We start from the raw sequence: 18,678 nt of genomic DNA, 5'->3' as shown, positions 1-18,678 counted from the left end.
AGTCCCCCTTCGCCGGATGGGGTGGGCTGGCGAAGGGGGACGTTAGCTGACGCAGCGTCAGTTGGACAGGGATCCGGCGCGCTCCCGCTCCCGCTGCGGCGCGGGGGCCGGGCCGGCCGGAGCCGTGCGCGGCAGTACGGCGTACAGCACGCCGGAGGTCACGATGCCGGCCACCCAGCCGAGGCCGTTCTGCCCGATCCAGGTGGTGGCCAGCGGCCCGGCGAACCAGTCCACCTCGGTGAAGAGCAGGCCCACCACCAGGGCGAGCGCCCACGCCGTCATGGCCTGCCAGGCGAAACCGCCCTTGTACCAGTAGGCACTGGTCCGCGTGGTGTCCAGCAGCGCGGGCCCGTCGTAGTCCTTGCGGCGCAGCATGTCCACGCCGAAGACGCCGATCCACGCGGAGAAGGCCACGGCCAGCAGGGTCAGGAAGGAGATGAAGGAACCGAAGAAGCTGGTCGCCACCACCATCAGCAGGAAACCGAACACCAGGCTGATGGCCGCGTTGACGCTGACCGCCCAGGCACGCGGGACCTTGATGCCGAGGGTCTGGGCGGTGAAGCCCGCCGAGTACATGGACATCGAATTGATCAGCAGCATGCCGACGAGCGCGATCAGCAGGTACGGGACCGCGATCCAGGTGGGCAGGAGCTCGCCGATGAAGGAGACCGGGTCCTGGGCGGTGGCCAGGTCCGGGGTGCCGACGGCCATGACCGCACCCATCAGGACCATCGGGAGCACGACGATGCCGGCGCCGCCGACCGTGGCGCCGACCAGGCCCTTGGAGGAGGCGGTGCGCGGCAGGTAGCGGGTGAAGTCGGGGCCCGAGGGCACCCAGCTGATGCCGCCGGCCGCGATGGTGCCGATGCCCGCGACCATCATCGCGGTGGAGCCGGCGGGCTTGTCGAAGACGGCCGGCCAGTCGGTGGTGAAGAGCAGGTAGCCCAGGACGAGCACGCTGAAGGCGCCGAACAGGTACGTCGACCACTTCGAGCAGACCCGCAGGGCACCGATGCCCAGACCCGAGACCACGAAGGTGCAGCCCACGAAGAACAGCAGGGTGACCACGATCAGGGGGGTGTTGCTCCTGATCCCGAAGAGCAGGTCGAGCACGGTCAGCACGGCATAGGCGCCGCTGACCGCGTTGATGGTCTCCCAGCCCCAGCGGGCCACCCAGATCAGCGCGCCCGGGAAGAGGTTGCCGCGCTGCCCGAACACCGCCCGCGACAGCGCCATGCCGGGAGCGCCGCCGCGCTTTCCGGCGATCGAGATCAGGCCGACGATCCCGTACGAGACGACCGGTGCCACGGCCGCGACGACGAGCACCTGCCAGATGTTGAGCCCGTTGAAGATCACCAGACCCGCGCCCATGGTCAGCAGCAGCACGCTGATGTTGGCGGCGACCCAGGTCGGGACGAGCTCGCGGACCCGGCCGCCCCGCTCGCCGTCCGGGACGGGCTCCAGGCCGCGGGTCTCCATCGCGGAATCGGTCGTGCCGTCGGCGGGCTCGGCAGGCATGCGGCTGCTCCCTGGGAGGTCTGAGGGGAAGTCGCCCATCATCGTAGATGTGCTGCTAAAACGACAAACAGAGGCTTACGTCCCGGTGGGTGCGCCCGGGTCCCCGGCTCCGAGGTGGCCGTAACCGATACTGGTGGGGTTATGGACATCCTCATCCTTGCTGTAGTCATCGCCCTGGTCGCGGTCGGTGCGATCAGCGGGCTCGTGGTCAGCAGCCGCAAGAAGAAGCAGCTGCCGCCCCCGGCACCGCCGAGCACGCCGACCATCACTGCCCCGCCTGCCGAGCCGCAGGTGGGGGAGGACGCCGTAGAGACGGCGGAAGAGCCGCGCCGCACGATCGAGGAGGTCGGACTCCCGGGGGCCGAGGCTCCCGCCGCGGCGCCCGTGGTCGTCGAGCCCGAGGTCCCGGCCGCGCCCGAGATCGAGGTGCCCGAGCCCACCGCGGGCCGTCTGGTCCGGCTGCGCGCCCGTCTCGCCCGGTCGCAGAACTCCCTCGGCAAGGGGCTGCTCACGCTGCTCTCGCGCGAGCACCTCGACGAGGACACCTGGGAGGAGATCGAGGAGACCCTCCTCGTCGCCGACGTCGGCGTCGTCCCCACCCAGGAGCTCGTCGAGCGCCTCCGTGAGCGGGTCAAGGTCCTCGGCACCCGCACCCCGGCGGACCTGCGCACCCTGCTCAAGGAGGAGCTGCTGACCCTGGTCGGCACCGACTTCGACCGCGCCGTGAAGACCGAGAGCGGCGAGGACACCCCCGGCGTGATCATGGTCGTCGGCGTCAACGGCACCGGCAAGACCACCACCACGGGCAAGCTGGCGCGGGTGCTCGTCGCCGACGGCCGCAGCGTGGTGCTCGGCGCGGCCGACACCTTCCGCGCCGCCGCCGCCGACCAGCTGCAGACGTGGGGCGAGCGCGTCGGCGCCCGTACGGTGCGCGGCCCCGAGGGCGGCGACCCGGCGTCGATCGCCTACGACGCGGTCAAGGAGGGCATCGCCGAGGGCGCCGACGTCGTGCTCATCGACACCGCCGGCCGCCTGCACACCAAGACCGGTCTCATGGACGAGCTCGGCAAGGTCAAGCGCGTCGTCGAGAAGCACGGCCCGCTGGACGAGATCCTGCTGGTCCTGGACGCCACCACCGGGCAGAACGGCCTCACCCAGGCACGCGTCTTCGCCGAGGTCGTGGACATCACCGGCATCGTGCTGACCAAGCTCGACGGCACGGCCAAGGGCGGCATCGTCGTCGCCGTCCAGCGCGAGCTGGGCGTTCCGGTCAAGCTCATCGGTCTCGGCGAGGGCGCCGACGACCTGGCGCCGTTCGAGCCCGAGGCGTTCGTGGACGCCCTGATCGGCGACTGAGCAGGACCCGCGATCACGCCGGTGCCCCCGCCTTCCGCACGGAACGCGGGGGCACCGGCGTGATCGGGCGCCTCAGCGGCGGAACCGGTGGCAGATGTACGCCAGGGTGCCCAGCAGCAGCCGGGCCTGCGGCGGGCCGCCGGCGGAGTCGAGCGCGGGCGGCCGCAGCCAGCCGGCCTGGCCGAGCCCGGCCCGGTCCGAGGGCGGGGCGGTCACGAAGGACCCCGGGCCCAGGGCGCGCAGGTCCAGGTCGGCGTCGTCCCAGCCCATCCGGTACAGCAGCTGCGGCAGCTCCGCCGCCGCGCCGGGGGCCACGAAGAACTGCGCCCGGCCGTCCGCGGTGACGATGACCGGGCCGAGCGGCAGCCCCATCCGCTCCAGCCGCACCAGGGCGCGCCGCCCGGCCTCCTCGGAGACCTCGATGACGTCGAAGGCGCGGCCCACCGGGAGCAGGACCGCGGCGCCCGGGTGCTCGCCCCAGGCCTCGGTGACCTCGTCCAGGGTGGCGCCGGCCGGGACCGTCGGGGCGAAGGCCAGCGGATGCGCACCGGGCGCCGCGCACCGGGCGTCCCCGCAGGAGCAGTCGCGCGAGGGGGCCGCGGCGCGGGCCCCGGGGACCACGTCCCAGCCCCACAGTCCGGTGTACTCCGCCACCGCCGTGCACTCCGAGGTCCGGCCGCGGCGCCGGGTGCCGGAACGGAACTCCCTGGTGCCGCGGCTGCCGCCGATCGTGAAGCCCATGCCCATGCCCATGCCCCCTCCAACGGGTCGGACGTGCCGGTGGTTACGACGCCTCGGTGGGGACGCCGGCGGAGCCCGCCACCGTGGCCGCGCGGCGGTCCGCCGCGGGGCCGCCGGGGAGTGCCCGCCGCTGCCGCCCGGCGCACTCCTCGCCGCGCGCGCCCCGAGCGCACTCCAGTCCAACCGGTCCGTTTCACCTTGGTGTCAAGTGAATCGCGCCTGGCCGGTGGCGAGTTCATTCGAAGGGGTGGCGAATGGTGGCGTTTCTGGAAACGACCTCGCGGCAGGGGTGATCGTAGGATTACTTTCGGTACACGAACCCCGAGGCGGGCCCGTGCGTGGGTATGCCGGAGGCAATGCGTGAAGGACCTGTGAAGGTCCGTGGTGACGCTCGGCGTACCGGCCAGGGTTTCGTGTGGAAGAGGCTGAGCGGATGGGGGCGTTCCAGTGAGCGGCAACGGCGCAAGCGGAACGATCGACGGTGCTGCTGCGCGCAACGAACAGCTGACCTCGTGGTTCGTCCGCAGCGGATGGTCGAAGGGCGAACTCGCCCGTCAGGTCAACCGCCGGGCCCGGCAGATGGGCGCCCACCACATCAGCACCGACACCTCCCGGGTGCGCCGCTGGCTGGACGGCGAACAGCCCCGCGAACCCGTACCGCGCATCCTGGCCGAGCTGTTCTCCGAGCGGTTCGGCTCCGTCGTCGCCATCGAGCAGCTCGGCCTGCGCACCGCCCACCAGACCCCCTCCGTCTCCGGGGTCGACCTGCCCTGGGCCGGCCCGCAGACCGTCGAACTCCTCGGGGAGTTCTCCCGCAGCGACCTGATGCTGGCCCGGCGCGGCTTCCTCGGGACCTCGCTCGCCCTCTCCGCCGGTCCCGCCCTCATCGAGCCCATGCAGCGCTGGCTCGTCCCGGCCCCGGCCGCCGACCCGGGAGCGCGCGGGACGGGGCCGACGGGAGCCCTCGGCGGGCACCGCCCGCCCCGGCTCTCCGAACCGGAACTGGACCTCCTCGACGCCACCACCGTGATGTTCCGCCAGTGGGACGCCCAGTGCGGGGGCGGCCTGCGCCGCAAGGCCGTCGTGGGCCAGCTCCACGAGGTCACCGACCTGCTCCAGGAGAACCACCCCGCCCCCGTCATGAAGCGGCTCTTCAAGGTCGCCGCGGAACTGGCCGAGCTGGCCGGCTGGATGAGCTACGACATCGGCCTGCACCCCACCGCGCAGAAGTACTTCGTCCTCGCGCTGCACGCCGCCAAGGAGGCCGGGGACAAGCCCCTCGGCTCGTACATCCTGTCCGGCATGAGCCGCCAGATGATCCACCTGGGCCGGCCCGAGGACGCCCTCGAACTCGTCCACCTCGCGCAGTACGGCAGCCGCGACTGCGCCGGCCCGCGCACCCAGGCCATGCTGTATGCGATGGAGGCCCGCGCCTACGCCAACATGGGCCAGCCCAGCCGCTGCAAGCGGGCCGTGCGCATGGCCGAGGACACCTTCTCCGACGTCGGCTTCGCCGACGAGCCGGAGCCGGACTGGATCCGCTTCTTCTCCGAGGCCGAGCTGAACGGCGAGAACTCCCACTCCTACCGGGACCTGGCCTACGTCGCCGGGCGCAGCCCCATGTACGCCTCCCTCGCCGAGCCGGTCATGGAGCGTGCCGTCGAGCTCTTCGAGAAGGACCAGGAGCACCAGCGCTCCTACGCCCTCAACCTCATCGGCATGGCGACCGTCCACCTCCTCCAGCGCGAACCCGAGCAGGCCGCCACCCTCGTCGACCGGGCGCTCGACGTGGCGGGAAAGGTGCGCTCCGAACGGGTGAACACCCGCCTGCGCAAGACCGTGGACAGCGCCGCCCGTGAATACGGCGACGTCGCCGACGTGGTCCGGCTCACCGACCACCTCGCCTCCCGGCTCCCCGAAGCCGCGGAGGCCGTCTGACGGCCCCGTAGGCCGTTCCCCGAGGCCCCGGCCGCGGCAGTCACCCCGAGAAGCCCGATCAGGCTCCCCCAGCCAGGACGTCCGGGTCACTGCCGCGGTCGGCCATCCCCCGCGCGCCTGGACCGGCGCCGCTCCCGGGGCGGGCGCTGCCCGCCCTGGGGTCCGCCCCGTGTGCGCTCGCCGTGTTCATCGCTGCGTAACAGCACGGACCTCTTCGTCACGGCGGCGAAACATCGTGTGGCGCCGCCGGAAACCGGCCTGCGCGAATCTCATGGCCAATAACCGGCCAGTTCCTTCTGCCGCCGCTCAGGTTTTCACGGTCGCCCGCACGCGAACGTACCGACGACGAGGAGACGCCGATGGCATCAGCCATCACGACCCTCGCTGCAGACGCCCCCACGCTGTCTGCCGCGAACACCGGGTTCATGCTCATCTGCTCCGCCCTGGTCATGCTGATGACCCCGGGACTCGCCTTCTTCTACGGAGGCATGGTCCGCGTCAAGAGCAGCCTCAACATGCTGATGATGAGCTTCATCAGCCTCGGGATCGTCACGATCCTGTGGGTCCTCTACGGCTTCAGCCTCGCCTTCGGCACCGACTCCGGCTCCCTCATCGGCTGGAACTCCGACTACGTGGGCCTCAGCGGCATCGGCATCACCGAGCTCTGGGACGGCTACACCATCCCGGTCTACGTCTTCGCCGTCTTCCAGCTGATGTTCGCCGTCATCACCCCGGCCCTGATCAGCGGCGCCCTCGCCGACCGCGTGAAGTTCAGCGCCTGGGTCCTCTTCACCGCCCTGTGGGTCACCGTCGTCTACTTCCCCGTCGCCCACTGGGTCTGGGGCGCCGGCGGCTGGCTCTTCGAGATGGGCGTCATCGACTTCGCCGGCGGCACCGCCGTCCACATCAACGCCGGCGCCGCCGCCCTCGGCGTGATCCTCGTCATCGGCAAGCGCGTCGGCTTCAAGAAGGACCCGATGCGCCCGCACAGCCTGCCCCTGGTGATGCTGGGCGCCGGTCTCCTCTGGTTCGGCTGGTTCGGATTCAACGCGGGCTCCTGGCTCGGCAACGACGACGGCGTCGGCGCGGTCATGTTCGTCAACACCCAGGTCGCCACCGCCGCCGCCATGCTGGCCTGGCTCGCCTACGAGAAGCTGCGGCACGGCTCCTTCACCACCCTCGGCGCCGCCTCCGGCGCGGTCGCCGGCCTCGTCGCCATCACCCCCGCCGGCGGCGCGGTCAGCCCCCTCGGGGCGATCGCCGTCGGCGCCATCGCCGGTGTCCTGTGCGCCATGGCCGTGGGCCTGAAGTACAGGTTCGGCTACGACGACTCCCTCGACGTCGTCGGTGTCCACCTCGTCGGCGGCATCGCCGGCTCCCTGCTCGTCGGCCTCTTCGCCACCGGCGGGGTCCAGTCCGACGTGGCCGGCCTCTTCTACGGCGGCGGTCTGGAGCAGCTCGGCAAGCAGGCCGTCGGCGTCTTCTCCGTCCTCGCCTACTCTCTGGTGGCATCCGCGGTGCTCGCCTTCCTCCTCGACCGGACGATCGGGATGCGCGTCGCCGAAGACGTCGAGGTCGCCGGCATCGACCAGAGCGAACACGCCGAGACCGCCTACGACTTCAGCGGCGCCGGTGGCGGAGCCGCCGCGCGGAGCACCGCCGCCCCCCTCCCCACCGCCGCGAGCAAGAAGGTTGACGCATGAAGCTGATCACCGCGATCGTCAAGCCGCACAAGCTGGACGAGATCAAGGAAGCCCTCCAGGCCTTCGGAGTGCAGGGCCTCACGGTCAGCGAAGCCAGCGGCTACGGCCGCCAGCGCGGCCACACCGAGGTCTACCGCGGTGCCGAGTACCAGGTCGACCTCGTCCCCAAGATCCGCATCGAGGTGCTGGTCGAGGACTCCGACGCCGAAGAACTCATCCGGGTCGTCGTCAGCGCCGCGTCCACCGGCAAGATCGGCGACGGCAAGGTGTGGAGCGTCCCCGTGGACTCCGTCGTCCGGGTCCGCACCGGCGAGCGCGGCGCCGACGCGCTCTGAGGCTGACGGGAGCCCCTGGGTGACGAGCACCGAAGACACCACGGACCACACGGCCGACTCGGGACCCAGCGGATACGCCGCGGCCCGGCTGCGACTCCTCCAGGAGGAGTCGCGGTCCGGGCCCGCGCGGCGTTCCGCCCTGGCCGCACTGACCGACGCATGGCTGAACGACCTCTTCGCCACCGCCGTACGCGAGAGCGGGGTCCGCGGCGCCACCCTCGTGGCCGTGGGCGGCTACGGCAGGGCCGAACTCTCCCCGCGCAGCGACCTCGACCTCCTGCTGCTGCACGACGGCCGGGCCGAGCCCCGGGCGCTCGCCGCACTCGCCGACCGCCTCTGGTACCCGGTGTGGGACCTCGGCATCGCCCTCGACCATTCGGTGCGCACCCCCGCCGAGGCCCGCAGGACCGCCGCCGAGGACCTCAAGGTGCACCTGGGCCTGCTGGACGCCCGTACCGTCGCCGGCGACGCCGGCCTCCTCGCCGGACTGCGCACCTCCGTCCTGGCCGACTGGCGCAACCAGGCGCGCGAACGGCTCCCGCAACTGCACTCCCTCTGCCGCGAGCGGGCCGAGCGGGCCGGAGAACTGCGCTTCCTGCTCGAACCCGACCTCAAGGAGGCCCGCGGCGGGCTCCGCGACGCCACCGCCCTGCGGGCGGTCGCCGCCTCCTGGCTCGCCGACGCCCCGCGCGAAGGCCTCGCAGAGGCCCGCCGGCGGCTCCTGGACGCGCGTGACGCCCTCCACCTCGTCACCGGCCGGGCCACCGACCGGCTCTCCCTGCAGGAACAGGACCAGGTCGCGGCGCAGCTCGGGCTGCTCGACGCCGACGCGCTGCTGCGGGAGGTCTACGAGGCCGCACGCGTGGTCGCGTACGCCGCGGACGTGACCTGGCGCGAGGTCGGACGGGTCCTGCGGGCCCGCGCCGCCCGGCCCCGGCTGCGCGGACTGCTCGGCGGCCGCGGTGCCACCGCCGCCGCCCGGGCGCCCCTGGCCGAAGGCGTGGTGGAGTCCGACGGGGAGGCCGTCCTGGCCCTGGCCGCCCGCCCGGACCGCGATGCCGTCCTGGGCCTGCGGCTGGCCGCCGCGGCCGCTCAGGCGGGACTGCCCGTCTCCCCGCACGCCGTACGCCGGATCGCGCAGCAGGGCAGGGCGCTGCCGGTGCCCTGGCCGGCCGAGGCCCGCGAGCAGCTGCTGACGCTCCTGGGCGCGGGCGAGCCGACGGTGGCCGTCTGGGAGGCCATGGAGGCGGAAGGGCTGATCACCCGGCTGCTCCCCGACTGGGAGCGGGTGCACTGCCGCCCCCAGCGCAACCCCGTCCACACCTGGACCGTCGACCGGCACCTGATCGAGACCGCCGTGCGCGCGGCGGCCCTCACCCGTCGGGTGGGCCGCCCCGACCTGCTGCTGATGGCCGCGCTGCTGCACGACATCGGCAAGGGCTGGCCCGGCGACCACTCCGTCGCCGGGGAGACCATCGCCCGCGACGTCGCCGCCCGCGTGGGCTTCGACACCGGTGACGTCGCCGTGCTGGGGGCCCTCGTGCGCCACCACCTGCTGCTGATCGACACCGCGACCCGCCGTGACCTCGACGACCCGGCCACCGTCCGGTCCGTCGCCGAGGCCGTCGGATCCGTGGGCACGCTGGAGATACTGCACGCCCTCACCGAGGCCGACGCCCTGGCCACCGGGCCGGCCGCGTGGAGCGCCTGGCGGGGCTCCCTCGTGGCGGACCTCGTCGCGCGCGTCGCCGCCGTGCTGCGCGGCGCGACCCCGGCCGAACGGGAACCGGAGATCCCGAGCGCCGAGCAGGAACGACTGGCCGTGGAGGCACTGCGCACGCGCGAGCCGGTCGTGGCGCTGCGCGCCCGGGAGGAGGAAGAGGACGCGGTCGGCGTCGAGCTCGTGGTGGCGGTCCCCGACCAGCCCGGGGTCCTGCCCGCCGCGGCCGGCGTACTGGCCCTGCACCGGCTCACCGTACGGGCGGCGGACCTGCGCTCCGTGGAACTCCCGGACCGGCTGGGGGAGGTCCTGGTCCTGCGGTGGCGGGTGGCGGCCGAGTACGGGGCGCTGCCCGAGGCCGCCCGGCTGCGCACCGACCTGGTCCGTGCCCTCGACGGCTCGCTCGACGTGCCGGCGAAGCTGGCGGACCGCGAGGCCGCCTACCCCCGCCGGCGGGGCGTCGTCCCGCCGCCGCCCCGGGTCACGGTGGTCCCGGACGTCTCCTCGCTGGCCACGGTGCTGGAGGTGCGCGCCCCCGACGCCGTCGGCCTGCTGCACCGCGTCGGGCGGGCCCTGGAGACCGGCGGGGTCCGGGTGCGCAGCGCGCACGTCTCCACCCTGGGCGCCAACGCGGTGGACACCCTGTACGTGACGACCCCGGAGGGCAAACCCCTGGACGCCGCCGACGCCGCCGCCCTCGCCGCCGCCGTGGCGGCCGCCCTCGCGTAGCCGCGTGCGCCGCCGCTGCCCGGGCTCCCGAGCAGCGGCGGACCGTACCGGGTGCAGGCAGGTCCCCGGACGGGGGAAGCGCCCGATACCCTGGGGGACGACCACAACGCCCCCGACCCGAGGAATCGCGACCACCGTGTTCGATACGCTCTCCGACCGCTTGGCGAATACCTTCAAGGGCCTGCGCGGCAAAGGCCGGCTGTCCGAGGCTGACATCGACGCCGCGGCCCGGGAAATCCGTATCGCGCTCCTCGAGGCCGACGTCGCCCTCCCGGTCGTCCGCTCCTTCATCGCGAACGTCAAGGAACGCGCGCGCGGTGAAGAGGTCAGCAAGGCCCTGAACCCGGGCCAGCAGGTCCTGAAGATCGTCAACGACGAACTCGTCACCATCCTCGGCGGCGAGACCCGGCGGCTGCGCTTCGCCAAGACCGCCCCCACCGTGATCATGCTGGCCGGTCTCCAGGGTGCGGGTAAGACCACCCTCGCCGGAAAGCTCGGCCTCTGGCTGAAGGGGCAGGGCCACGCCCCGCTCCTCGTCGCCTGCGACCTGCAGCGCCCCAACGCCGTCAACCAGCTGAGCGTGGTCGCCGAGCGCGCCGGCGTCGCCGTGTACGCGCCCCAGCCCGGAAACGGCGTCGGCGACCCGGTCCAGGTCGCGAAGGACTCCGTCGAGTACGCGCGGACCAAGCAGTTCGACATCGTCATCGTCGACACCGCCGGCCGCCTCGGCATCGACGCCGAGCTGATGCAGCAGGCCGCGGACATCCGCGACGCCGTCAGCCCGGACGAGATCCTCTTCGTCGTCGACGCCATGATCGGCCAGGACGCGGTCAACACCGCCGAGGCCTTCCGCGACGGTGTCGGCTTCGACGGCGTGGTGCTCTCCAAGCTCGACGGCGACGCCCGCGGTGGTGCCGCGCTCTCCATCGCGCACGTCACCGGCAAGCAGATCATGTTCGCCTCGAACGGCGAGAAGCTCGACGACTTCGACGCCTTCCACCCCGACCGCATGGCGGGCCGGATCCTCGACATGGGTGACATGCTCACCCTCATCGAGCAGGCCGAGAAGACCTTCTCGCAGGCCGAGGCCGAGAAGATGGCGGCCAAGCTCGCCAAGGGCCCCAAGGAGTTCACGCTCGACGACTTCCTTGCCCAGATGGAGCAGGTCCGCAAGATGGGCTCCATCTCCAAGCTGCTCGGCATGCTGCCCGGCATGGGGCAGATCAAGGACCAGATCAACAACATCGACGAGCGCGACGTCGACCGCACCGCCGCGATCATCAAGTCGATGACCCCGGCCGAGCGCCAGGACCCGACGATCATCAACGGCTCGCGCCGCGCCCGTATCGCCAAGGGCTCCGGCACCGAGGTCAGCGCCGTCAAGTCGCTGGTCGAGCGGTTCTTCGACGCGCGCAAGATGATGTCCCGCATGGCCCAGGGCGGCGGGATGCCGGGCATGCCGGGCATCCCCGGGATGGGCGGCGGCCCGGGCCGGCAGAAGAAGCAGGTCAAGCAGGCCAAGGGCAAGCGCAAGAGCGGCAACCCGATGAAGCGCAAGGAAGAGGAGGCCGCAGCCGCGGCCCGCCGTGAGCAGGGCCCGCAGGCGGCCGACCCGGCGGCGGCTTCCAACTCGTTCGGCCTGCCCACCGGCGGTCAGGGCGGTCAGGAATTCGACCTCCCGGACGAGTTCAAGAAGTTCATGAAGTAGGACGCGGACAGCCGCGACGAGGGCCCCGGCCGGGAGGTGAGCAGCAGCTCACCGGTCGGGGCCCTTCCGTTCACCGGCGTGCCGCTCCTCCCCGCCCCGAAGCTCCGGGAAGCCGTTACGCCACCCGGGCGATGACGTACCGGAAGATGTTCGGCAGCCAGACGGTGCCGTCGGCTCGCTCGAAGGGGTGAAGCGCCTCGGCCAGCTCCTTCTCCGCGAGCGCGGCGTCCGACGCCCCGTCGTACAGCCCGGTCGACACGAGCCCCCGGACCGCGCTGTCGACGTCCGCGTAGCCGAACGGGCAGAACACCCGCCCCGAGCCGTCCGGCCGCAGCCCGGCCCGCTCCACCACCGCGTCCAGGTCCCCGGGCGCCGGACCGCCGCCCAGCACCGAGGGCACCGTGCAGCGTTCGGCCGGACCCCAGCCGGCGAGCACCACGGCCCCGCCGCGTCTGACCGCGGGCAGCGCCGAGGCCAGGGCCGCCGGTGCGGGGGAGAAGGCCAGCAGGGCGTCGTAGGGACGGGGCGGCGAGGGCGCCGCCGGCGGGGCCGGCAGCACCTCCAGCAGCCGTTCGCGGGCCAGCGCCCGGCGGGCCGGATCGGCCTCCACCCCCGTGGCCGCGGCTCCCCGCGCGGTCGCCAGCAGCAGGGCCAGGCCGGCCCCGCAGTCGAGGCCCAGCAGCCGGTCGCCCGGCCCGACCTCCAGCCGGTCGTAGACCGCCTCGTACAGCGGTACCAGCATCCGTTCCTGGATCTCCGCCCAGTCCCGGGCGACGAGCGTCGCGGTCGGCGTCGGTGTCATCGAAGAAGCGCTCCTGATTCCGTGTCGCCCCCCAGCCCCCGTTGCCAGGGAACTCCCCATTCGCCCCCGCGTCCAGAGGAGCGAGGCACCCGATTCACGCATCCCGTGCCCGGCGCCGTACGATTCGCGGCATGGCAAAGGCACCCGTTCTCACCCCGCAGGCGGAGGATTTCCCCCGCTGGTACCAGGATCTGATCAACAAGGCCGAGCTGGCCGACAACGGTCCGGTCCGCGGCACCATGGTCATCCGACCGTACGGCTACGGCCTGTGGGAGCGGATGCAGCAGGAGATGGACGCCCGCATCAAGGACCAGGGCGCCCAGAACGCGTACTTCCCCCTCTTCATCCCCCAGTCGTACCTGACGCGCGAGGCCGAGCACGTCGAGGGCTTCGCCCCCGAGCTCGCGGTCGTCACCCACGGCGGCGGCAAGGAGCTGGAGGAGCCGGTCGTCGTCCGGCCCACGTCCGAGACGATCATCAACGACTACTTCTCCAAGTGGGTCCAGAGCTACCGCGACCTGCCCCTGCTGATCAACCAGTGGGCCAACGTGGTCCGCTGGGAGATGCGCCCCCGCGTCTTCCTCCGCACGAGCGAGTTCCTCTGGCAGGAGGGCCACACGGCCCACGCCACCTACGAGGACGCCCGCGACTACGCCGCCCGCATCCACCGCGACGTGTACGGCGACTTCATGACGAACGTGCTCGGCATCGACGTCGTGCTCGGCCGCAAGACCGCCAAGGAACGCTTCGCCGGCGCCATCAACACCCTCACCCTCGAAGGCATGATGGGTGACGGCAAGGCCCTGCAGATGGGCACCAGCCACGAGCTCGGCACCAACTTCGCCAAGGCCTTCAACACCCAGTACCTGTCGAAGGAGGGCAAGCAGGAGCTCGTCTGGCAGACCTCGTGGGGCGTTTCGACCCGCATGGTCGGCGGCCTGATCATGTCCCACGGCGACGACAACGGCCTGCGGGTCCCGCCGCGGCTGGCGCACGTCCAGGTCGTCGTCATGGCGATCAAGGGCGACGAGGCCGTCGCCAAGGTCCGCGAGCTGGGCGACCGCCTGAAGGCCGCCGGCATCCGCGTGCAGGTCGACGACCGCGTCGACACCCCCTTCGGCCGCCGCGCCGTGGACTGGGAGCTCAAGGGCGTACCGGTCCGCATCGAGATCGGCCCCCGCGACCTGGAGGCCGGCACCGCGATGCTCGCCCGCCGGATCCCGGGCGGGAAGACCCCGGTGCAGATCGACGCACTCGTCGACCTGCTGCCCAAGGTGCTGGACGAGGACCAGGCGCAGCTGCTGCGCGAGTCCCGCGAGCGCCGCGAGTCCCGCACCTCCGACGTCGCGACCATCGAGGAGGCCGCCGAGGCCGCCGTCGCCGGCGGCTGGGCGCGGATCCCGTGGGCCGACCTCGGCCCGGAGGGCGAGGCGAAGCTGGCCGAGCAGGCCGTCTCCGTGCGCTGCCTGGTGGCCGAGGACGGGTCCGTGCCGGACGCCGACGACGCTCCCGGTACCCTCGCGATCGTGGCGCGCTCGTACTGATCACGCCGCCGGAGGCTCCCGGTCCCCGGCGTGCGGCACGTGCCGCACGCCGGGGCCGCACCTTTTTGGTCGACGTTACGTACCGACTCCTCCTGAGTTCGGCGCACCCGTCCTCGTCGGGACGCATGAGGCTGAACTGACTGGTACGTGCAAAAAATTTGGAATGGCCCGGAATCGGAACACCCGGGCACCTCGGCTCGTTGTCACGACGTGAGCACGACACCACCTGTTCTCGCCGCAGAGCTGGCGCAGGCGTGGGCCGACATTCAGCGGTACCACCCCGAGCTGCCTGACCTTGCCGCGCCCGAGTCCCTGATCGGAGAGTCCTCGTCCGCCTGCGGCGCCGAGCTCTCCTTCGAGCGACTGCTGCACGAGGCAGTCCACGGCATCGCGGCCGCCCGCGGTGTCCGTGACACCTCGCGCGCAGGCCGCTACCACAACCGCAGATTCCTCGCGATCGCCGAGGAGATGGGGCTGGACCACTCCGACGAGCCGCACGCCAGCAGCGGCTTCTCGCTGGTCACGCTCAATCCCGAGGCCAAGCGGCGCTACCGGCCCACCATGGAGCGGCTGCAGCGCGCCCTCAAGGCGCACACCGCCGCCACCGCCGCCGACACCAAGCGCACCTTCCGCGGACCGGCCGCCCGGCACGGCTCCTCGGGCGGCGGCGTGCGCGTCAAGGCGGTCTGCGACTGCGGGCGCAACGTACGGGTCGTCCCCTCCGTGCTCGCCCAGGCTCCGATCGTGTGCGGCGGCTGCATGAAGCCCTTCCGCATTCCCGAAGTCGCGATCGCGGCGGCCTCCTGACCGCCCTCCCGCCGCCGACGGGGCCACCGCCCCACGGTGAAGCGGCCGCGGACCCCCGCCCCCACCGGGGCGGCCGGTCCGCGCACGTGCGGGCACCCAGCAGCGCCTCGTCCCCGGCGGCAGTCCGTCCTGCCCGCCGGCCGAGAGCGCCGCACGCGTATGGCACAATGGCTAGCTGTACTCGACAGTCGCATAGGACCCCTCTCTCCTCCGGCTGACGCGTCCATCGGGCACCCGAGTACCGCAACCCCACGTGGCATCTCATGTGCCCAACCACGTCAAGTTCAGGAGACACCACTCCAGTGGCAGTCAAGATCAAGCTCAAGCGCCTCGGTAAGATCCGCTCTCCCCACTACCGCATCGTCGTCGCCGACGCCCGCACCCGCCGGGACGGCCGCGCGATCGAGGAGATCGGCATCTACCAGCCGACCTACAACCCGTCGCGCATCGAGGTCAACGGCGAGCGCGCCCAGTACTGGCTCTCCGTCGGCGCCCAGCCGACCGAGGCCGTTCTCGCCATCCTGAAGCTCACCGGTGACTGGCAGGCGCACAAGGGCCTCCCGGCCCCCGCGCCGCTGCTGCAGCCGGCCACGAAGGAAGACAAGCGTCGCTCCTTCGACGAGTTCGCCAAGGCCCTCGAGGGCATCGGCGAGGGCAAGGGCGAGGCCATCACGCAGAAGAAGAAGGCCGACAAGAAGGCGGACGAGGCTGAGGCCGCCGCCGAGTCGACCGAGGCCTGAGCATGCTCGAGGAGGCTCTTGAGCACCTCGTAAAGGGCATTGTGGACAACCCCGACGAAGTGCAGGTCGCCTCGCGCAACCTGCGCCGCGGGCAGGTGCTGGAGGTCCGGGTCCACCCCGACGACCTCGGCAAGGTGATCGGTCGCAACGGCCGCACCGCACGTGCCCTGCGTACCGTCGTGGGCGCCATCGGCGGCCGGGGGATCCGCGTCGACCTCGTCGACGTGGACCAGGTCCGCTGAGCAGTTGAATCACCGGCACGGGCCGGGGAGGGCATACGTGCCCGCCCCGGCCCGTCGTCGTCTGAACAGGAGAGGCACAGACAGTGGAGCTGGTAGTCGCGCGGATCGGCCGCGCCCACGGCATCAAGGGTGAGGTCACCGTCGAGGTGCGCACGGACGAGCCCGAACTGCGGCTCAGCCCCGGCGCCGTGCTGCGCACCGAACCGGCTTCGGTCGGCCCGCTGACCATCGAGACGGGCCGGGTGCACAGCGGCCGCCTGATGCTGCGCTTCGCCGGCGTCAAGGACCGCACCGCCGCGGAGTCCCTGCGCAACACCCTCCTCATCGCCGACGTGGACCCGGCGGAGCTGCCCGAGGAGGAGGACGAGTACTACGACCACCAGCTGATGGACCTGGACGTGGTACTGGAGGACGGCACCGAGATCGGCCGGATCACCGAGATCTCCCACCTGCCCTCCCAGGACCTCTTCATCGTCGAGCGTCCCGACGGCACCGAGGTGATGATCCCCTTCGTGGAGGAGATCGTCGCCGAGATCGACCTGGAGGAGCAGCGCTGCGTCATCACGCCGCCGCCCGGTCTGATCGACGACCGCGCCGAGGTCGTCTCCACCCGTGACGCCGAGGGCGACGCCTGATGCGGCTCGACGTCGTCACGATCTTCCCCGAGTACCTGGAACCGCTGAACGTCTCCCTCGTGGGCAAGGCCCGCGCCCGCGGCCAGCTCGACGTCCACGTCCACGACCTGCGGGACTGGACCCACGACCGGCACAACACGGTCGACGACACCCCGTACGGCGGCGGTCCCGGCATGGTCATGAAGACCGAGCCGTGGGGCGAGGCGCTGGACGAGGCCCTGGCCGACGGCTACGAGGCGGGCGCGCACGGCCCGGTCATGGTGGTTCCCACGCCCAGCGGGCGCCCCTTCACCCAGGAACTGGCCGTCGAGCTTTCGGAGCGGCCCTGGCTGATCTTCACGCCCGCGCGCTACGAGGGCATCGACCGCAGGGTGATGGACGAGTACGCCACGCGCATGCCGGTGTACGAGGTCTCCATCGGCGACTACGTCCTGGCCGGCGGCGAGGCGGCCGTCCTGGTCGTCACCGAGGCCGTGGCGCGGCTGCTGCCCGGGGTCCTCGGCAACGCGGAGTCGCACCGGGACGACTCCTTCGCACCCGGCGAGATGGCGAACCTGCTGGAGGGCCCCGTCTACACCAAGCCGCCCGTGTGGCGCGGCCGGGACATCCCCGACGTGCTGCTCAGCGGCCACCACGGCAAGATCGCCCGGTGGCGCCGGGACGAGGCCTTCCGCCGCACCGCGAGCAACCGCCCCGACCTGATCGAGCGCTGCGACGCCGCGGCCTTCGACAAGAAGGACCGCGAGATCCTCTCCATCCTGGGCTGGCAGCCCTCGCCGGACGGCCGATTTTGGCGCAGGCCGCAGGCCGTGGAAGAATAGGCGGCTGCTGTGTGCTCGCCGGACGCCCCTGCCACAGGGGGACCGTCGGCCGCCGAGTGGCACGGCTCCCGAATTCTCTACGGAAACCCGCACTGGCGACCTGTGGCGTCATGCGAAGAAAGCAGACGAAGAACATGTCTCACCTGCTCGATGGCGTCAACGCCGCCGCGCTCCGCTCGGACGTCCCGGCCTTCCGCCCGGGTGACACGATCAACGTGCACGTCCGCGTGATCGAGGGCAACCGCTCCCGTATCCAGCAGTTCAAGGGTGTCGTCATCCGCCGCCAGGGCGCCGGTGTCTCCGAGACCTTCACCGTGCGCAAGGTCTCCTTCAGCGTCGGCGTGGAGCGTACCTTCCCGGTCCACTCCCCGATCTTCGAGAAGATCGAGCTCGTCACCCGCGGTGACGTGCGCCGTGCGAAGCTGTACTACCTCCGTGAGCTCCGCGGCAAGGCCGCGAAGATCAAGGAGAAGCGCGACAAGTAAGGTCGCCACCGGTGTCCGGGGGCGGCCGGATAGGCTCGCCCCCGATGGACACCGAAGCACCTCACACGCAGCGCGGTCACTCTTCCCCCCGCGAGGGGCAAGGGTGGCCGCGTTCTGCGTCCTCCAGGAGCGCCCCGGCCGACCCCGGACGGCGGGCCCGCGGACGGCAGCTGACCTGGCGCCGGGCCGGGGTGCTCGGCGTGGTCTGCACGGTCTTCCTGCTGCTGCTCAGCAATTTCGTCGTCCAGCCCTTCCTGATCCCGAGCCGCTCCATGGAGCCGACGCTGAAGGTCGGGGACCGGGTGCTGGTCAACAAGCTGGCGTACCGTTTCGGGGATCAGCCGCGCCGCGGGGACCTGGTGGTCTTCGACGGCACGGGATCCTTCGTACGGGAGCGCGCGGACGGCAACCCGGTCGGCGGCCTGGTGCACGGCGCGGCCTCGGCGCTCGGGCTCGCGGAGCCCTCGGACACCGACTTCGTGAAGCGGGTGGTGGGCGTGGGTGGTGACGACGTGGTCTGCTGCGACGCGGGCGGCCGGGTCGCCGTGAACGGCGTCCCCCTGGACGAGCCGTACCTGCATCCCGGGGACGCACCCTCGGCGGTGCCCTTCCGGATCGTCGTGCCGCTGGGGACCCTGTGGGTGATGGGTGATCATCGTTCCCAGTCCCGGGACTCGCGGGACCACCTGGGGGAACCGGGCGGGGGGATGGTGCCGGTGGACAAAGTGATCGGGCGGGCCGACTGGATCGGCTGGCCGGTTTCCCGCTGGGGCGCCGTCGGCGGCGGCCATGGGTAGCCGGGGGCGGCCGCGGGGCCGACAGCAGCGGGAGCCCGAACCGGAACCCCGCGCCAG

Annotated in this window: 17 protein-coding genes; 14 read left to right on the top strand and 3 right to left on the bottom strand. The window is 72.2% G+C overall.

From position 1 onward, the window contains the following. Positions 1-57: 57 nt before the first annotated feature. Entirely contained in the window at positions 58-1,518 is a 1,461-nt protein-coding gene (locus AC2RP6_RS13330; RefSeq protein WP_486446431.1) for a purine-cytosine permease family protein, read from the bottom strand. Positions 1,519-1,659: 141 nt separating this feature from the next. Here AC2RP6_RS13330 and ftsY point away from each other — a divergent pair, with 141 nt between their 5' ends. Further along, positions 1,660-2,874: a signal recognition particle-docking protein FtsY gene (gene ftsY, locus AC2RP6_RS13325; protein WP_486446430.1), complete on the top strand. Its 1,215-nt coding sequence runs from the start codon at positions 1,660-1,662 to the stop codon at positions 2,872-2,874. 72 nt (positions 2,875-2,946) lie between these two features. On the opposite strand, the gene AC2RP6_RS13320 is transcribed toward ftsY, so the two are convergent. After that, positions 2,947-3,615, bottom strand: a complete 669-nt coding sequence (locus tag AC2RP6_RS13320) for a bifunctional DNA primase/polymerase (RefSeq protein ID WP_486450321.1) — start codon at positions 3,613-3,615, stop codon at positions 2,947-2,949. Between the two features lie 447 nt (positions 3,616-4,062). On the opposite strand from AC2RP6_RS13320, the gene nsdA reads away from it, so the two are divergent. From nsdA to ffh, 5 genes are all read left to right on the top strand, one after another. Continuing rightward, complete coding sequence (nsdA, locus tag AC2RP6_RS13315; protein ID WP_486446429.1) at positions 4,063-5,553, top strand: transcriptional repressor NsdA; 1,491 nt, start codon at positions 4,063-4,065, stop codon at positions 5,551-5,553. Positions 5,554-5,912: 359 nt separating this feature from the next. Continuing rightward, positions 5,913-7,256: an ammonium transporter gene (locus tag AC2RP6_RS13310; RefSeq protein ID WP_486446428.1), complete on the top strand. Its 1,344-nt coding sequence runs from the start codon at positions 5,913-5,915 to the stop codon at positions 7,254-7,256. Further along, positions 7,253-7,591, top strand: coding sequence for a P-II family nitrogen regulator (locus AC2RP6_RS13305; RefSeq protein WP_030844530.1), 339 nt, complete (start codon positions 7,253-7,255; stop codon positions 7,589-7,591). The genes AC2RP6_RS13310 and AC2RP6_RS13305 overlap by 4 nt, the downstream gene beginning before the upstream one ends. A gap of 19 nt (positions 7,592-7,610) precedes the next feature. Further along, positions 7,611-10,040, top strand: coding sequence for a [protein-PII] uridylyltransferase (locus AC2RP6_RS13300; RefSeq protein WP_486446427.1), 2,430 nt, complete (start codon positions 7,611-7,613; stop codon positions 10,038-10,040). A 136-nt stretch (positions 10,041-10,176) separates the two neighbouring features. Then, positions 10,177-11,748, top strand: a complete 1,572-nt coding sequence (gene ffh / locus AC2RP6_RS13295) for a signal recognition particle protein (RefSeq protein ID WP_486446426.1) — start codon at positions 10,177-10,179, stop codon at positions 11,746-11,748. A 115-nt stretch (positions 11,749-11,863) separates the two neighbouring features. Here the strand turns inward: ffh and AC2RP6_RS13290 are convergent, their stop codons facing one another. Then, entirely contained in the window at positions 11,864-12,550 is a 687-nt protein-coding gene (locus AC2RP6_RS13290; protein WP_486446425.1) for a methyltransferase type 11, read from the bottom strand. A gap of 131 nt (positions 12,551-12,681) precedes the next feature. Between AC2RP6_RS13290 and proS the strand changes: the two genes are divergently transcribed. The 8 genes from proS to lepB all read left to right on the top strand — a co-directional run bounded on the left by proS (position 12,682) and on the right by lepB (position 18,621). Beyond that, a complete protein-coding gene (gene proS / locus AC2RP6_RS13285; RefSeq protein WP_030650933.1) occupies positions 12,682-14,094 on the top strand; it encodes a proline--tRNA ligase in 1,413 nt (470 codons plus the stop codon). Between the two features lie 210 nt (positions 14,095-14,304). Further along, entirely contained in the window at positions 14,305-14,901 is a 597-nt protein-coding gene (locus tag AC2RP6_RS13280) for a hypothetical protein (RefSeq protein ID WP_030031959.1), read from the top strand. A gap of 302 nt (positions 14,902-15,203) precedes the next feature. Further along, the gene (gene rpsP / locus AC2RP6_RS13275; RefSeq protein WP_030031059.1) at positions 15,204-15,641 is read left to right on the top strand and encodes a 30S ribosomal protein S16; all 438 of its coding nucleotides are present in this window, start codon (positions 15,204-15,206) and stop codon (positions 15,639-15,641) included. Positions 15,642-15,643: 2 nt separating this feature from the next. Further along, entirely contained in the window at positions 15,644-15,883 is a 240-nt protein-coding gene (locus tag AC2RP6_RS13270) for an RNA-binding protein (protein WP_030011889.1), read from the top strand. Between the two features lie 83 nt (positions 15,884-15,966). Then, a complete protein-coding gene (gene rimM / locus AC2RP6_RS13265; protein ID WP_486446424.1) occupies positions 15,967-16,518 on the top strand; it encodes a ribosome maturation factor RimM in 552 nt (183 codons plus the stop codon). Beyond that, positions 16,518-17,339: a tRNA (guanosine(37)-N1)-methyltransferase TrmD gene (gene trmD, locus AC2RP6_RS13260; protein ID WP_486446423.1), complete on the top strand. Its 822-nt coding sequence runs from the start codon at positions 16,518-16,520 to the stop codon at positions 17,337-17,339. Before rimM ends, trmD begins: the two co-directional genes overlap by 1 nt. A 134-nt stretch (positions 17,340-17,473) precedes the next feature. Next, a complete protein-coding gene (rplS, locus tag AC2RP6_RS13255) occupies positions 17,474-17,824 on the top strand; it encodes a 50S ribosomal protein L19 (protein ID WP_030823745.1) in 351 nt (116 codons plus the stop codon). 44 nt (positions 17,825-17,868) lie between these two features. After that, positions 17,869-18,621: a signal peptidase I gene (gene lepB, locus AC2RP6_RS13250; protein WP_486446422.1), complete on the top strand. Its 753-nt coding sequence runs from the start codon at positions 17,869-17,871 to the stop codon at positions 18,619-18,621. Positions 18,622-18,678: the final 57 nt, after the last annotated feature.

The organism is Streptomyces sp. WAC03905, from assembly GCF_057371075.1.
The sequence above is the reverse complement of the archived record's forward strand: the minus strand, read 5'-3'. Positions and strand labels throughout refer to the sequence as shown.

Bases quoted from the DNA above. Each gene is read 5' to 3' on its own strand.
- AC2RP6_RS13330 (WP_486446431.1), bottom strand. From the start codon at position 1,518: ATGCCTGCCGAGCCCGCCGACGGCACGACCGATTCCGCGATGGAGACC.
- ftsY (WP_486446430.1), top strand. From the start codon at position 1,660: ATGGACATCCTCATCCTTGCTGTAGTCATCGCCCTGGTCGCGGTCGGT.
- AC2RP6_RS13320 (WP_486450321.1), bottom strand. From the start codon at position 3,615: ATGGGCTTCACGATCGGCGGCAGCCGCGGCACCAGGGAGTTCCGTTCC.
- AC2RP6_RS13310 (WP_486446428.1), top strand. From the start codon at position 5,913: ATGGCATCAGCCATCACGACCCTCGCTGCAGACGCCCCCACGCTGTCT.
- AC2RP6_RS13305 (WP_030844530.1), top strand. From the start codon at position 7,253: ATGAAGCTGATCACCGCGATCGTCAAGCCGCACAAGCTGGACGAGATC.
- AC2RP6_RS13290 (WP_486446425.1), bottom strand. From the start codon at position 12,550: ATGACACCGACGCCGACCGCGACGCTCGTCGCCCGGGACTGGGCGGAG.
- proS (WP_030650933.1), top strand. From the start codon at position 12,682: ATGGCAAAGGCACCCGTTCTCACCCCGCAGGCGGAGGATTTCCCCCGC.
- AC2RP6_RS13270 (WP_030011889.1), top strand. From the start codon at position 15,644: ATGCTCGAGGAGGCTCTTGAGCACCTCGTAAAGGGCATTGTGGACAAC.
- trmD (WP_486446423.1), top strand. From the start codon at position 16,518: ATGCGGCTCGACGTCGTCACGATCTTCCCCGAGTACCTGGAACCGCTG.
- rplS (WP_030823745.1), top strand. From the start codon at position 17,474: ATGTCTCACCTGCTCGATGGCGTCAACGCCGCCGCGCTCCGCTCGGAC.
- lepB (WP_486446422.1), top strand. From the start codon at position 17,869: ATGGACACCGAAGCACCTCACACGCAGCGCGGTCACTCTTCCCCCCGC.